This window comes from Sphingobacterium kyonggiense (assembly GCF_039536825.1).
Classification (GTDB): domain Bacteria; phylum Bacteroidota; class Bacteroidia; order Sphingobacteriales; family Sphingobacteriaceae; genus Sphingobacterium; species Sphingobacterium kyonggiense.
The window spans coordinates 243504-260013 of sequence record NZ_BAAAZI010000015.1; the positions used below are offsets into that span (position 1 = coordinate 243504).

Sequence of the window (16510 nt, forward strand, 5' to 3'; positions counted from 1 at the left end):
TTAATAAAAAGAGAATTGGCAGAAGAGCATTTTTAGAATCCCATCTATTTTGTATCATTGCAAGATGAAAAACAGCTGGATAATCGGCTTATTACTTGCCTTGATTGGTTTACTTCCCTTAGCATCTACCGCTCAACAGGTGGCGATATCGGATTTTATGGTCAAAGAAAACCTTTCCCAGAATGGCAAACTCGCAATCATTGCAACAGACTCACTCGAAAAAACAAACAATACCATCCAAGGAAATTACCGTTTTACCATCAATGGTTTTGAACAGGATTTGAAGTTTTCCGATGGTGTGGCTGTTACATCCAACCCCATTGCCTCCTCTACCTTCGTTTATTTTAAACATAAATCAGGACAGAAAGATATTGGAAAATTATTTTTCCTGCGCGTAACGGAAAAAGGTATCACACCTTATAAAATCTCCGGAATGCTCCTCTTGATTATTCCACTTTTGATCCTGTACATAGCCTATAAATTCAAAAGATTCCTCATTACTTTATTGATTTTGGCGATCATTTACTTCTACCTGAATTACAGCAAAGGATTAGACGTTCGAGAATTGATCGAAAGCAGCATCTTAGGGATTAAGAACTTGATTTAAGGATTAGAAAGGCATCCCTACTCCAAAATTGTACTGAATAAAATTGTAGCGATCAGGAGAATTGGTCAATGCATATTGATTTTTAAAGTCTTTGGCATTGAATAAGTGCTGAATCACCCATTGATTGGAACCACGGAATTGTGGATCTTTCACTTTTAGACCTGCATCCAGGCGGATTGTAAAATAATCCATATCCACACGTAGGCCAAATCCTGTACCGATGGCAATCTGTGATAAGAAGCGGTTTCCATTGAATTCCCCATCAATATTGAAGTCATCTTTCCGCAATCGCCAAATATTCCCTGCATCGATAAAAGTCGCCCCATTCAGTTTGGCACCAAAGAAATTATTTAGCATACGGAACCTATATTCGGCATTCGTTTCTATCTTCACCTCTCCTAATTGATCCAGGTTGCGAAGGTTAAGGCGGATATTCTCTGGCTTTGTAGAGCGGTTATAGCCTCCAGGACCCAAGGTTCTAGCCTGCCAGGCACGGATGCCATTCATACCTCCTGAGAAGAAGCTCTTCTCGAAGATGATTAAAGTAGAATTATTGCCATAAGGGACAATAACACCCGAGTTAAAGCGAAAGACAAATTGCTTATTGCCTCCTAGATATTTATAAAGTCGATAATCAACCTCGCCCTTTACATATTGCAAATAAGGGACTCCAAATAACATTTTCTCCCCCTTATCATTTACCTTCAGGTTCAAGGCATTTCCTAGTAAACCCAACAGGTTTCCACTGATATCTGCTGCCCCACGGAAATAATGAAAAGATTCTTTGCTCGTTAATTTTGGTGCATTATAGGTAAAGGCGTATTGAGAGCCTAAGCCAAAATAGCGTCGGTTATTGCTTCGTACATACAACTCATATCCTTGGTCAATAAGGTTTTGCATGAAGTTGTCATTTAACCGACCATCGCGATACTCAATTACCACAGGTGTAAAACTATGCTGTTTATTCGTCGCTTCGTACCACAGGTAGTTTAAGCTATTGATAAAATAACGATTGGCATAGGTCTGGTCTTGGAAAAACAGCTGTAAGCTGGAGGAGAATGTCGTTCTAGGTAAACCATATCTTCCGACACTACGTACCCGAAAAGGTGTCATTAAGCGTGGAAAGGATAAATTAACCCCAATTTGAAAATCGTTGTTAAAGATTTTATCCGATAAACTTCCTGGTAACCTGGAATCAAACAATACCCCATAGCGCATTTTAACCTCAATAGTTTCTGAACCACCAAAAACATTACGGTGCGAAAAAGTATTACCAACGTTAAAACCACTCATTCCCGAGCTGAAGGTAAATTCACCTTCCATCTGATTACTCATTGCTGCACGTGGAATCAACACATATTGTACGTCCAGTTTGGCCGAGTCCTTCTTGTTATAATTGATTTTCACTGAACGGAAACCATTCATTTCATACAGACGGTCATAGGAGAGTTCTTCGTTCAAACTGCTATACTTTTGTCCTCTGCGCAAATAGGCATAGCGGGATAGAGGTGATAGTTTGAACTTTCCCGTTTCATCCGTATAAACAATCTGGCGTAGGGTATCAAAATTCGATTTACTATTCTTTCTTAAGGCATCTTCTGCTGCCTCAATTTTAAAATAGACACTATCGATGGTATAGACTTGATGCCTAGCGGAACTGTCCGGATTGGATACCTGAATACCCAAATTGGTCTGGTAGTTTAACCCAATGGTATCCACCGCAACACGCATGTATTGACGCAGGTAATCGTAATAACCTTGTTCGCGCATACGGTTATACAATTGCTCACGTTCAAAGAATAAATCGGCAGCATCGTATTGCTTACCACTTTTCAAGGTGCTATGTGGAATAACATCTTTTTGGTAAATACTATCTACATTAGGATCGGCTACCGTTCTATTAATCTCTTTCACGAGGTATGGTGCTCCTGGGTTTGCCTGAAAAGCAATTCTAGCTTTTTTGTTCTTAATTTCAACCTGAGGTTTTACCAGTGCATTAAAATATCCTTTCGTTTGGAGGAATCGTTGAATTTGATTGGAAGAAAGTTCGACTAATGCAGAGTCTAAAACATGTGGGGCTTCACCAACATTTTTAATCCCATCGGTTTTATATCGGCCATTACGGGTATTAAAGATGTTATAAATACTCAAATAAAGGGGAGAATTTGGGCGAATTTCATTGGCTACATAAGTGCCGGCACTCTCTTTTAATTGTGGACTGAGCCCATTAATATCGATATCGGTCACCAATACCTGATCATCTTCGAGGTATTTTGCAGACCTACATGCTGCAAAAAATAGCAACAAAAACGTTATACTTGCAAAAAATAGTAAACTTCTTTCTTTAGTCATTCGCCCTATGTTGTCAAAAGCACAAATCAGTTTAATTACGTCATTGCAGCATAAAAAATTTCGCTCCCAGCATCAATTATTTGTGGTAGAAGGGATCAAATCTGTTAAAGAATTTATCAACTCCTCTTACAAGACACAAAAGATCTGGGCTACAGCAGATGCCGTTGCAAAAGTGGGGAAAATACCTCAAAATATAAAACTCGAAGAAGTAACAGTTCAAGAATTTGGAAAGATCAGCAGCTTAAAGAACCCTCAAGGGGCATTAGCGCTGGTAGAGCTTCCAAAATCGGACGATTTAAACCTCGCCGACCTACAAAACACGCATAGCTTAGTGCTGGATGATGTGCAGGATCCAGGGAATTTAGGTACCATTATCCGTACAGCGGAATGGTTTGGTATGGAAAATATCATTTGTTCCATAGGTACCGTTGATGCTTACAATCCAAAAGTGGTACAGGCAACCATGGGTTCCCTTTCGCGAATAAAAATCCATTATGTGGATCTCCTTCAGTTTTTCAATCAATGTGACCTACCAAGTTTTGGTGCCCTATTGGATGGAGACTCCATTTATGAAACGGATTTTGCTGATGCAGGATTGATTATCATGGGAAATGAAGGAAATGGAATTTCCGAGGAGATAATTTCAAAGATTCAGAAAAGAGTGACCATTCCGCGGATTGGACATGCTGAATCCTTAAATGTAGCAGTGGCGACAACCATCTTTTGTTCGGAAATATGCCGACAAAAATTGACACGTGAAAATGGATAATACGAAACAGGGAAGTACCATAGAAGATCAGAGACCGCTATATACCTTACAATTTGGCTTGCTATGCTTGAGTTCATTACTCTTCTCGGCAAGCTTTAACATGATTATCCCAGAATTGCCCAATTACCTGAGTTCTTTGGGCGGTGCTGAGCATAAAGGATTAATCATTGGTTTATTCACACTTACTGCCGGCATATCCAGACCCTTTAGTGGTCGGCTAACGGATAAATGGGGTCGTGTACCCGTGATGGCCATAGGCTCTACTGTATGTGTACTCTGTGGATTCCTCTACCCTATCCTGACTACCGTAGCTGGCTTCTTTATGCTCCGACTGGTGCACGGTTTTTCTACCGGTTTTAAACCTACTGCCACATCCGCTTATATTGCTGATATTATCCCTTCCAACCGATGGGGAGAAGCACTGGGGATGCATGGCTTATGCTTTAGTATCGGTGGTGCATTAGGTCCCGCTGTAGGAAGTTATATCGCCATGCTATTTGGTTTGCAAACCATGTTTTACAGCTCCTCTGCCTTTGCATTTCTATCCATCATCATCGTGATGAATATGAAAGAAACCTTGGCAAACAAAGAACGTTTTCACTACCGCATGCTTCGTATTTCCCGCCGAGATATCATTGAGGTACGTGTGATTCCTGCGGCTATAGTAACATTATTCTCTTATACAGCTTATGGCGTGATTTTGACCTTGATTCCGGACTGGAGTGAGCATTTGGGCATACAAAACAAAGGTCTTTTCTTTACCGCCTATACCTTAGCCTCCATTGGCATAAGGATGGTGTCTGGTAAAGTTGCTGACCGCTATGGTCGGATCTCTGTGATGAAGGTTGGCTTATTGGTGGTCACCTTATCTGCCCTTTACATCGGTTATAGCGACAGTATTTTCCACCTTGTGGTTGGTGCCTGTATCTATGGGATAGGAACGGGTATTTTCTCACCTGCTGTGAACGCCTGGACGATTGATCTTTCATTACCACAATACCGTGGAAAGGCGATGGCGACCATGTATATTGCCTTAGAAGCAGGGATAGGCGCTGGCGCAGTATTTGCAGGCTACATTTATCACGATCACATCAGCAGAATACCTGGAATCATGTATGGAAATGCAGTCATCATATTTTTAGCATTTTTATATGTAATTTTCTGGGAGCGGAAAAACAAAAAAATATCAAACACGTTTTAAGACCATATGGAAAATAAGCAAACCAAAAGACCCTACTCGATGGAGCTAGCGGCAACCCTACTCGCTATGGCACTCATCATAGCATTTATGATTGTGAGCCAAGGCGTATTGTTACCCCTACTTTTTTCCATCCTGATCTCTATTTCACTTTTTCCATTAGCACGATTCTTTGAACGACTACATTTAGGCAGGGCATTCTCTTCGATTCTGGCGGTTATTGTTGCAATTGCAGTAATATCAGGGTTAATTTGGTTTATTGTTCACGAGAGTATCATTATCGGAAAAGATGCCACGGCAATTACCGACAAAGTATTATCTGTATTGGAGCGTGGGCAGAAATGGTTGCAAGACCAATTCGGCATTGAGAAAACAGAGGTTATGGACAAGTTAAGGGAGCAAGGAAACAAATCCTTGGAGAATGCAGGAGGTATGTTAGGATCGACCTTTGGGTCAATCGGGAATATGCTAGCCAGCGCGATCTTAGTTCCCCTATTTAGCTTTTTCTTGTTGTATTACCGTGACTTCTTTCGGGAATTCTTCTTTAAGGCTTTTAAATCTTCCGCTCAGCACAAGGTAAATGAAGTTTTGAATAAGATTTATGAAGTGGTACAGAGTTATCTGGTTGGTTTGATTACCGTAATGGGTATTGTAGCGGTATTGAATACGGTAGGTTTGATGGCGATGGGCATTGATTATGCTTGGTTTTTTGGTTCCTTGGCGTCATTACTTATGTTACTGCCTTACATCGGTATTGCCATTGGATCTATTCTACCGGCATTATTTGCCTTGGCAACCAAGGATAGTGCCTGGTATGCCCTGGGAGTGGTGGCTTGGTTTCAGGTCGTACAATTCCTCGAAGGAAATATCATTACCCCTAATATCGTGGGAAGTAAAGTGAGCATCAACCCATTGATGGCGATCATCGGTATCTTAATAGGTGGTATGCTCTTCGGATTAGCCGGTTTAATCCTTGCCTTACCAATGATTGCTACCTTGAAAGTTATCTTTGATGCCTCTCCGGGTATGGAAGCATTCGGGTTCTTAATTGGCGAACCTGAAAAAGAGCACCTAAAACGCAATGCGACACAGGAACTGCTCATGAAATGGGGAATCGTCCGACTACCGAAGAATAAAAAGAAGATTGAGATGGATGTGCATGTAACAATGGACAAGCCCGATGAAGAACCCAAGACCGAGGTCACCTATAAAGAAGTCAATGAATCAGAAGAGAACCCCTATGAGAACTTGAAAGATTCAGAAGATGAAAATGGAAAAGACTCCGATAAAAAATAAAATAACAAGACTTAATCTTCGGATTAGGTCTTTTTTTATGGCAAGTCTAAACAGATACTTACCATTTCATGTTATTCATTAAAGATTTTAGAAAATCAACGGTGGAAATAAGGATAACTTAACATAGAATAAAGATTAAGGTAATCATTACGATTTATCTTTATTGGCATAATAGTTTATTAATGGTTGTAGTTTATATTCTTGTAGTTGTGATCATAGTGGTCCTATTGATCTTCAAAAAACTGAGACGTAAGTTAATTTTAGTAGAATTATTTCCCAAGGATGTTCCCGAAGAACATGATAGTCGAGGATCCTTGAAATTATTAACCTATAATATCGCTGGCCTACCCCAGGGCATATCGGCAGCCAAGCTACCTCGGCGGATAAGTATTGCCGAGATTGGGGAAAAGGTCTTAGGTTATGACATTGTGAATGTCCAAGAAGACTTCAATTACAATACGGCCTTCTACTCATTGAACAAGCATCCCTATCGCACCGATCATAAAGGTAAGATTCCGATTGGAGATGGCTTAAATACCCTGTCTAATTATCCTATTGTCTCCTATCGCCGTATTCCTTGGCGCCATTGCAGTGGTCCTGATTGTTGGACAGTAAAGGGCTTCACGTATGCACAGATTCAAGTTGATCAGCATGTCATCATCGATATCTATAATGTGCATGCCAATTCCAGTGATGTCGCCCGTGCAGCACGCGCAAGACGGGAAAATCTACGTCAATTGGCTAATTATATCTTGGAGAATTCTGCAGACCGACCTATTATCGTCATGGGTGACTTCAATGCGCATTATGCGTATAAACGGGATAATCTGCACGAGTTCCTATTGACAACCGGTCTTTCTGATGGATGGGTACAGTTTCTGCAAAAGGGTGTATTCCCAGAGATTAAGCCCAAGTTTGTTGCCTTGCACATGCTGAGCCTCACTAATGAAACTGAAAGTTTGGATAAAATCTTTTTCCGTGGGAATAAACAATTGCGCTTCACCCCCTCGGCTTATGAGGTGGAAATAGAACATTTCACGAATACAACAGGACAAGCATTATCCGATCACCTTGCCGTATCCCTGACATTAGATTGGGAATGGACAGGTGCTGAGGTTCCTTCGGTATAATTTAGCATCGCTGAATAAAACTTTTTCCTTTTTTGCACCTTCAATCGGGCTGGACTTTAGTTCAGCCCTTGGTCATTAAGACCTTTACGAAAAATACACAAGCTATAAATTTTGAATTATTTATTCTGCTAACTAACAGCTACATATATTTTATATTGCTAATATTTTTAGTATTTAAGTATTAGATTTCGTAATCTTGTATGATGTATTTGAATTGTAAAACATGGTTTAGTTTCCATTATGGGACTTTTGCGCCGAAGGATTTGATAGAGCGGGCACAGCGTATGGGTATTACATCCATGGCTTTGACGAATATCAACAGTACGGCCGATTGTTGGGATTTTGTATTGAAGTGTCAGGAGGCAGGAATAAAGCCATTATTAGGAACGGAAGTCCGCAATGAAAATACATTTTGTTATATACTAATCGCCAAGAATAACGACGGTATCCTGGCTATTCATAATTTTTTATCCTTTCATAAGCGTCGTAAGTTAGATTTCCCTGCACGTCCTAACTTCAACATCGAAGATGTATGGGTTATCTATCGTTTTGGAGGACATCCGCCATTGGAAGAGCTTCAGCCTCAAGAGGTCGTTGGACTGTCCATGGATGACCTCAGTAAACTGAGTTGGCAAGAGGCCATCGATCGAGATTGTTGGGTGGTCTTGCATCCTGTGACTTATCAGGATAAGACGCACTATCATGTACACCGCATTCTGCGTGCTATTGCTAAGAATACCCTCCTATCAAAACTTAGCCCCGAAGATATTGCAGGCCCGAACGAGATGCTCATCGAGGAGGAGGAATTAGTGGCTGCCTTTGCGCGCTTCCCTACGGTGATCAGCAAGACTATGCAGCTTATCAAGAGTTGTTCAATCAGCATGGAATTTCATGTGGATAAGAATAAAAAGCACTTTACGGCTTCAGAAGAAGGCGATCAGGAACTGCTAAGGAAGTTGGCAATCGAGGGTTGTAAAATACGCTATGGTGCCAACAATAAGGCAGCTTTAGAACGCGTAGAAAAAGAATTGGCCATTATCTATAAATCGAGGTTCTGTTCTTATTTCCTGATTGTTTGGGATATGCTGCGCTATGCCAATGAGCAGAAGTTTTATCATGTGGGTCGTGGTAGTGGAGCCAATTCGGTGGTTGCTTATTGCCTACGGATTACGGATGTGGATCCCATTAAATTAGACTTATATTTCGAGCGCTTTTTGAATCCAAATCGTAGCTCTCCACCCGACTTTGATATTGACTTCAGTTGGAAGGATCGAGATGCCATATTTGAGTATTTATTCATGCGCTATGGGCGACAGCATGTTTCCTTACTGGGCATGTACAACACTTTTCAGCGAAGGGCTATTGTAAGGGAGCTTGGTAAGGTCTTCGGATTACCAAAAGAGGAGATCGATGAGCTTGCGCATAAACGCGAATGGAGTCCTGAGGATAAGATTCAACGTTGGATACAGAAGTATGGAGCCTTGCTGGTCAACTTCCCGACCAACATCAGTGTACATGCCGGAGGGGTGTTGATCAGTGAAAAGCCCCTAGCGCAGTATGCCGTATTGGAGATGCCACCCAAGGGCTTTTTGACCCTGCATATGGATATGTTCGAGGCTGATCGTGTGGGTTTATTTAAGTTTGATATTCTGAGCCAACGCGGATTAGGCCACATTAAGGATGCTTTGGAATTGGTGCAGCAGAACCAGGGCAAGCATATCGATATCCATAACGTCGAGCGTTTCTTTAATGATCCCAACTTGGCAGATATGATACAGAAGGCGGATACAATTGGTTGTTTTTATATAGAAAGTCCGGCCATGCGGCAATTACTGGGCAAGCTAAAGTGCTCGGATTACTTGACCTTAGTTGCTGCAAGTTCGATTATTCGCCCTGGGGTCGCTCAATCGGGAATGATGAAACAGTATATCGAGCGGTATCATGATAAGGATAAAATCGAATACTTACATCCCAAGATGCAGGAATTACTAGCCGAAACCTACGGTGTGATGGTGTATCAGGAGGATGTTATTAAAGTGGCTCACCATTTCGGAGGCATCTCTTTAGAGGAAGCTGATATTTTACGCCGAGCCATGAGTGGCAAGTATCGTTCGGAGAATAAGTTCGAGTTGATGCGAAAGAAGTTCTTTGCTAATTGTAAGGAATTGGGGCATGATCCCGCTGTCAGCGCCGAAGTGTGGCGACAGATGGAAAGCTTCGGTGGCTATTCCTTTGCTAAAGGACACTCGGCTTCTTTTGCCGTGGAAAGTTATCAAAGCTTATTTCTGAAGACCTACTATCCGCGGGAGTTTTATGTGGCGGTGATTAATAATTTCGGAGGTTTTTACCGCACCGAATTTTATTTCCATGAGCTACGTCGGAATGGAGGAATTGTCGAACTCCCCTGCCTCAATCACAGCGATTACCTCAGCAATATACAGGGCAAACAGGTCTATGTGGGATTTATCCACTTACAGGGATTGGAACAGGAATTTGGATTACAGATTGTGGAAGAGCGCCTGCGGAATGGTCCATACCTCAGTCTTCATGATGTACTACAACGTCTGCAACCTGCTCCTGAGCAGCTCAACATCCTGATTCGTATTGGGGCTTTACGCTTTACCGGATTGGATAAGAAAACCTTGCTCTGGGAGGCGAACTTCCGCAATAAACGAGTAGAGAAAGCTGTTACGGTCAATCTTTTTGAAACAGAGGAGGTACAATTCAGCTTACCAGCCTTTGAGCTGGACCGAATGGAAGATCTGAAAGATGAATTGGACCTGCTGGGCTTTGTTGTTGGGGATTTCTTTGAATTACTGGACAACCGACAATTACAAGGTACTATCCGCGCTGATAAACTACCCAATTACTTGGGGCAACAGATTAAGATTATTGGTCGCCTGGTGACTATCAAGGAAACCCGAACCATCAACGGAGATCGTATGTGCTTTGGAACATTCTTGGATGTGGATGGCAATTGGTTGGATACCGTGCATTTCCCGCCGGTATTACGGCAATATCCATTCCTAGGTAGTGGTTTTTATGAGCTACATGGACGGGTAATGGAAGAATTCGAAATCTATAGTGTAGAAGTCTTAAGCATGCGGAAGTTAGGTTATACGCTATAACCTAACACCCAATCCCAATTTGCTACTGCAGTTCCCAAGCCATTTTCATGGACACCGCACAATGATCAGATAGAGGTGTCCCCTCAGGAGTAGAAAACAGATCGCGTTCAATCTTATACTCACTTGGCTGAAATTGCAGACGACTGCTATTTCGGAAAAAGATTTTATCAATGCTTTCACAATGCTCGGTAACCTCTAAAGCATGTAAGGCTTTAAAATCCTTAATATGCTTTGGTAAAAGTCCCTTATTTTGCAATAGCACCCAGCTATCCGATAAGCCCAATTGCTCTTGAAAATCATGAAGCTTATCTTCGGAAAAAGCATAATGTGCATTGAAATCACCCATTACCAAGATTGCCTGCGAAGCAGACTTCTTCTGAATATATTTAGTCAATTGTAAGATATTCTTTCTTCTGGCAGCTACCGCTTCAGCATTGTCCTGTGCCGTGGCATGCACATTATACACATCTATAAATACATCCTTTGCCAGCTGTACACGCTGATAGCTGAATCCTTTGGGTGTAAAACAATCTGCTCCACTGCAATCTTCCCAAGCAATACGTTCGGTTTCTAAAATAGGATATTTTGAAAGGGTACTCAAGCCGTCTCCAAAAGGAACACCTCCCATGGTCTCTGTACGATAGGGATGAGCATTGTCAGCATACAATTGTCGGTTATAATTAAAATCCTCTTGTACATTGACCAAATCAAATCGGTTCAACTGTCGGCCAATCTCTCGTATACTAGAAGCTCGCGGAGTTTCTGCACTGGAAATCAATTGAGGTAAGCCTGCGACATTATAGGTCAAAAGAGAAAGTTCGCCTTTTTGGGCTTCCTCCATAACTGGACTAAGCAAACTGGACTTCCCATTCGAATCCTCCACCCGACTGAAGCTGAGCATAAAACCTAATAAAACAAAAAGGGCTAAAAGACCAACCAAACCGATGTGTTTGGATTTAGGTCTCGATGGATAAGGTAATTGTATTAGCATCCAATGAAATACTGATCTATTACAAAACTAAATAAGCAATGTAACCTCAATTTTTAGAATTCATTAAATGATTGTTTTCTAAGTATTTACTAATCTTTAAGAAAGGCAAAAACAAGGCTAAATCTTCATAATTAATTAACACGCCCTTTTTATTAAGTAAACATATGGATGATACTTTTATCGATACAGACAATTTTATTTCTCCATGAAGAAAGTTGCTTTTTTTTCAGAAATTCTTTTTGAGGATTTCGATGGTGCATCGCGTACGATGTATCAGATAATCAATCGTATAGATCCCAATTCTTTTTCTTATTTATTTATCTACGGGAAAGGACCAAGTCAAATTGCGGGATGCCAATCTTATCAAGTTCCAACATTTAAGATCCCAATAAATGACGATTACAGTTTTGCGGTCCCTCAATTGGCTAAAGGAAAACTGGAAGAGATTCTACAGGAATTTCAACCCGATGTGATCCATATTGCCACACCTTCCCTATTGGGATTCTATGCTCTTAAATATGCAAAGCGCAAGGGCATCCCTGTCATTAGTATTTACCACACACACTTCATCTCCTATATCGCGTATTACTTCCGCAATTTCACTTCTTTGATTAAACCTGCCGAGAATTGGATGCGCAAGGCTATGCTTAAGTTCTATAACAATTGCCAAAAGGTCTATGTACCTGCCAATAATATCATCAAGGAACTGGAAGATATCGGAATACAGTCCGAGCGATTAACCCTTTGGCAACGAGGAATTGATGTTAAGTTATTCAACCCTAGAAAACGATGTGAAACTTATATACAAGCTATCAGTGGAAATAAACGCAAAAATATTCTATTTGCGAGTAGGTTGGTTTGGGAGAAAAATATACAGACATTAATTGAGATCTATAAGCAATTGGAAGCTGAAGGGTTGGAATACAACCTTATTGTTGCCGGGGATGGAACGGCCAAAGAAGAAGCGATGCAACTTATGCCAAAAGCTATTTTTCTTGGCAAACTAGATCATACAGAGCTATCTCGACTATATGCATCCGCGGACGCATTTGTGTTCACATCAACCTCAGAGACTTATGGCAATGTGGTTATTGAAGCTATGGCATCTGGGCTTCCATGTGTTATTGCCAATGGTGGTGGCAGTGCAAGCTTAGTGGAACATGGACATACCGGATTCAAATGTATGCCTAATAATGCCAAAGAATACGTGTATTTTCTTCATAAGATACTATCTGATGACAAGCTACACGAGCAGATCCGTGCTGCAGGAATGGATTACATCAAACAACTGGATTGGTCAGCCCTTGCGGATACTTATTTTGAGGATGTTTATGAACTGGCAGAAGAACCAATCTATGATCTCGCTTTGGTAGCACAATGAGAATCCAAAAAAAGCAAATTAAAACACTACTATTCCTCAGTATACTGATCTTTATCGGGATATTCCTCTGGAATACGGATTTCCAGGCCGTATGGAAAGAGCTTCATAACATCGGCTACCGCTTTCTTTATTTGATGGGAATAACCTATTTGGCTTATCTCATCGGGACATGGTCTTGGCATGTATGCTTGGGTTCTGATCGAGATAAAATATCGGTATTCCGATTATTCTCGCTCCGACAAGTCGGAGAAACCGTAGGGCAATACAACCCAACGAGCATTGTTGGTGGCGATATGTTAAAAGTGGAGCTCCTGAAACCCTATGGTATTGGCACAAGCAATGCCGCCAATTCGGTTGTCACATCGCGGATAACAGCTGTATTATCACAAATCCTATTATTTCTAATTGCTTGTATCTGGTTATTGTCAAGTCCATCAGGGCAATTTATCATCGATAAATTTGGCACCTTGTTTTATGGACTCGTCGCGGTACTTGCTTTAGCAAAAAGCACCTTATTCTTTTGGTTAGGCCGTAAAACAAAGCAGGCGAAGCCTGCTAAGCCAACTGAAGGACAGTCTTTTTGGAGACGCCTTTCCTTACGTATCCAAGATTTACTGTGGGATATCAGGACATTTTACCAGAATCACCCACGTATGTTTTGGTATTCTTATCTTTTAGCTGCCTTACATTGGGTGGTAGGAAGCTTGGAATTCTATTTGATATTACGCTTCCTAGGCTATGATGTCCGTCCGATGCACGGTTTACTATTGGACATGAGCGTCATTGTATTCAAGAGCTTAGGAGCCTTTATTCCGGGACAATTGGGGGTTGAGGAATTGGGAAACAAGATGATGCTTGCTGCCATAGGAATCTCCACAGCTTCCTTATGGATCACTGTATCCATACTCCGCAGAGCACGTCAGCTCTGTTGGATTGCCATAGGATTTATACTCTATCTATTCATTAAAAAATCTGATTATGTCTCAAGCCACGAAATGGGAAGTCTTATTCGTAAGTCATAAGTATCCACCGGCTACTGGTGGAATGGAAAAACAGAGTTATGAATTAATACATGGCGTCAGTCATTTTACCAAGGTTCATAAATTGGTCTACCGTAAAGGATCAGGCTCTATCTTGTCCTTTTTCTTTCACTTAAACCATAGGATTTTAAAGATTTTAAAAGAGAACCCCAATATCAAGTTGATTCATTTCAATGATGGACTCATTGCTTCCTTGGCTTTATTTCACAAAGGTTATTCGAACTATCGTAAGGTAGTTACGCTACATGGCTTGGATGTGGTCTTTCCTTGGGCATACTTTCAAAAGAAAATCTTGCCTCGTTTTAATCAATTTTACGATAAGATTATTACCGTGAGTCATGCCACAGCCAAGGCTGCCATTGATCGCGGGATTTATCCGGATTTAATTCGCGTAATTCAAAACGGAGTAGATTTAGATTTAGCACAGTCTGCTCTTCCTAATCGGGAAGAATTACACAAACGCTATCCGGAAATATCACCCGATCAGCCTTATATGTTGACCTTAGGTCGCCCTGTAAAGCGCAAAGGTTTTTCTTGGTTACTTCAGGAAGTCGTACCACTTATGCCCAATGATTTTAAGCTATATATGATTGGTCCTTTTAACCCAAAGGCCAGTTTTGCTGAACGTTGCATGAGCTTATTACCTAAGAAATTTCGGCATCTACTGAATCTTTTTCTTGGTTACCCAAGTGATGAAGCGGCTATTCGGAAATTATTAAAACGTCCAGATATCGCTAATAAGGTGCAGCATCTAGGAAAAGTTCCTTTTTCTGATCTTAAGCTACTCTTGGCAAACTCTTCGGCTTTCCTAATGCCCAATATTGAGGTACCTGGAGATATGGAAGGATTTGGTTTAGTTTGTTTAGAAGCCTCCCTTTTGGGTAGTTTAGTTTTAGCTTCGGGGATTGAAGGGATAACGGATGCCATCCGCCATCAACAGAATGGCCTATTATTACCATCAAAAGATGTTTCATTCTGGAAACAACAACTTACGGATGTATTGCAGAAAGAATTGCCGTATCAAATCATGGCTAAGAAATTTCAAGAGGCCTCCAAGAAGCTCTACAGTTGGGAAAAGATGTCCACGGCATATTTTGAGGTATTTCATTCCTTAGTACAGGATGAGGGTCCACATACGGCCTCTTCGGATGCATTATTAGCCGAGCTTACACGCGGTAAGGACTCCGCTTTTTAGGATCAATCACCGGTGCAGATATGGCACGTTTAATAGCTTCATCGCCAAATCGCGCACGCATGGCGTCCATAGCCTGATAAAGTCGTACAGCCTCTTCGGTATCTTCAAAGAGATTAATCTGCTGTGATCCTTGAACCAGGTGACTAAACCGCACGCCGATCAGGCGTACTAACATACGTCGGTCATAGAGCTTAGTGAACAACTCCTTGGCCTTCTTCAGCAATACCGCATCAGAAGCCGTATAGGGAATAACCATCTGCTTACTCACCGTATCAAAATTAGCATAGCGTAGTTTCACAGTCACACAGCCGGTCAAGCGCTCCTGCTTACGTAATTGAAAGGTCAAACGCTCCGTCATACGGATCAATTCGCTGTTCAGAAACACCATATCAATCGTGTCCTGCTGAAAAGTCTCTTCCGTACCGATACTCTTCTGCTCCGAATAGGGCACAATAGGCGAAGGGTCAATACCATTGGCTTTCCTGGAAAGATCAATACCATTCTTCCCTAAGAGATTCTGCATCATAGGGACAGGAATCTCACTTAATATCTTAATCGTTCGCACGCCCATCTGCTGCAAGAGAGTTCCCGTTTTTTGCCCAATTCCGGGCATACGCTCAATCTTTAAGGGAGCTAAGTAATCTTTCTCCAAACCATGTAGAATCTCCTTTTTACCATCGGGTTTCGCATCATCTGTCGCCACCTTACTCACCAGTTTATTGGAAGCTAAAGCATAACTAATGGGCAGACCACTCTCCTTCTTAATCTTTTCTTTTAGCTCGGACATAAACTGACTGCAACCAAAGAAACGATCGACACCTGTCAAATCCACATAGAACTCATCCACACTCGCCTTCTCCATCACTGGCACAGTATCTCGCACCACATCGGTCACCACCCGCGAATAATAACTGTAGCTGTCCATATCACCACGCAGCACAATAGCATGTGGACATAGGCGCAAGGCCAATTTCATCGGCATAGCCGAATGCACCCCAAACTTACGCGTCTCATAACTGCAAGCTGCCACTACCGCCCGATCGCTCAACCCACCGACAATTAAAGGCTTCCCAATAAATTGGCTGTTCTTCAAACGCTCGACACTTACAAAAAAAGTATCCAAATCCAAATGAGCAACAAAACGCTTATTATCAAATAATTCCATAGAAAAACCGATTATTATTCACTCAAAAATACTAAAAATATTAGTAAATAATACAGGTGTGAATAAATATTCTTTGGCTGATGAAAGAACCATAATGGATTGATAGGAGAAGAAATTCATGCACTATTTACTGAGAATCAAAACATAAATTCCATGCAATAATTCCTATAGAATAAAAATATAAGAAGTAAGTCTCCACATGGCTAGGACAACTCTCCAAGAGTTAAAGGAATTTTGTATTTTTACAAGGTTTGCAGT

12 protein-coding genes are annotated in these 16510 nt (G+C 41.3%); 9 read left to right on the forward strand and 3 right to left on the reverse strand.

The features are described from left to right. Positions 1–64: 64 nt before the first annotated feature. Positions 65–607, forward strand: a complete 543-nt coding sequence (locus tag ABD676_RS17740) for a hypothetical protein (RefSeq protein WP_344676012.1) — start codon at positions 65–67, stop codon at positions 605–607. 3 nt (positions 608–610) lie between these two features. On the opposite strand, the gene tamL is transcribed toward ABD676_RS17740, so the two are convergent. Further along, complete coding sequence (gene tamL / locus ABD676_RS17745) at positions 611–2914, reverse strand: translocation and assembly module lipoprotein TamL (protein ID WP_344676013.1); 2304 nt, start codon at positions 2912–2914, stop codon at positions 611–613. A 52-nt stretch (positions 2915–2966) separates the two neighbouring features. Here tamL and ABD676_RS17750 point away from each other — a divergent pair, with 52 nt between their 5' ends. From ABD676_RS17750 to ABD676_RS17770, 5 genes are all read left to right on the forward strand, one after another. Then, entirely contained in the window at positions 2967–3728 is a 762-nt protein-coding gene (locus tag ABD676_RS17750; RefSeq protein ID WP_344676014.1) for a TrmH family RNA methyltransferase, read from the forward strand. Then, on the forward strand, positions 3721–4929 hold the full coding sequence (locus ABD676_RS17755; RefSeq protein ID WP_344676015.1) for an MFS transporter: 1209 nt from the start codon (positions 3721–3723) through the stop codon (positions 4927–4929). Before ABD676_RS17750 ends, ABD676_RS17755 begins: the two co-directional genes overlap by 8 nt. A gap of 6 nt (positions 4930–4935) precedes the next feature. Beyond that, positions 4936–6222 carry an AI-2E family transporter gene (locus tag ABD676_RS17760; protein WP_344676016.1) on the forward strand — a complete coding sequence of 429 codons (1287 nt, stop codon included), beginning with the start codon at positions 4936–4938 and terminating at the stop codon, positions 6220–6222. A gap of 182 nt (positions 6223–6404) precedes the next feature. Beyond that, positions 6405–7352 carry an endonuclease/exonuclease/phosphatase family protein gene (locus ABD676_RS17765; RefSeq protein ID WP_344676017.1) on the forward strand — a complete coding sequence of 316 codons (948 nt, stop codon included), beginning with the start codon at positions 6405–6407 and terminating at the stop codon, positions 7350–7352. Between the two features lie 200 nt (positions 7353–7552). Then, positions 7553–10480, forward strand: a complete 2928-nt coding sequence (locus ABD676_RS17770; protein WP_344676019.1) for a DNA polymerase III subunit alpha — start codon at positions 7553–7555, stop codon at positions 10478–10480. Positions 10481–10502: 22 nt separating this feature from the next. Here the strand turns inward: ABD676_RS17770 and ABD676_RS17775 are convergent, their stop codons facing one another. Then, complete coding sequence (locus ABD676_RS17775) at positions 10503–11471, reverse strand: endonuclease/exonuclease/phosphatase family protein (protein ID WP_344676020.1); 969 nt, start codon at positions 11469–11471, stop codon at positions 10503–10505. A 205-nt stretch (positions 11472–11676) separates the two neighbouring features. Here ABD676_RS17775 and ABD676_RS17780 point away from each other — a divergent pair, with 205 nt between their 5' ends. The 3 genes from ABD676_RS17780 to ABD676_RS17790 are packed head-to-tail and all read left to right on the forward strand — an operon-like array spanning position 11677 to position 15087. After that, the gene (locus ABD676_RS17780) at positions 11677–12852 is read left to right on the forward strand and encodes a glycosyltransferase family 4 protein (RefSeq protein WP_344676021.1); all 1176 of its coding nucleotides are present in this window, start codon (positions 11677–11679) and stop codon (positions 12850–12852) included. Next, on the forward strand, positions 12849–13874 hold the full coding sequence (locus ABD676_RS17785; RefSeq protein ID WP_344676022.1) for a lysylphosphatidylglycerol synthase transmembrane domain-containing protein: 1026 nt from the start codon (positions 12849–12851) through the stop codon (positions 13872–13874). Before ABD676_RS17780 ends, ABD676_RS17785 begins: the two co-directional genes overlap by 4 nt. Then, entirely contained in the window at positions 13831–15087 is a 1257-nt protein-coding gene (locus ABD676_RS17790; protein WP_344676023.1) for a glycosyltransferase family 4 protein, read from the forward strand. The genes ABD676_RS17785 and ABD676_RS17790 overlap by 44 nt, the downstream gene beginning before the upstream one ends. Here ABD676_RS17790 and dinB read toward each other — a convergent pair. Further along, positions 15059–16252, reverse strand: coding sequence for a DNA polymerase IV (dinB, locus tag ABD676_RS17795; RefSeq protein ID WP_344676024.1), 1194 nt, complete (start codon positions 16250–16252; stop codon positions 15059–15061). The two genes, ABD676_RS17790 and dinB, sit on opposite strands and share 29 nt — an antisense overlap. Positions 16253–16510 lie beyond the last annotated feature (258 nt).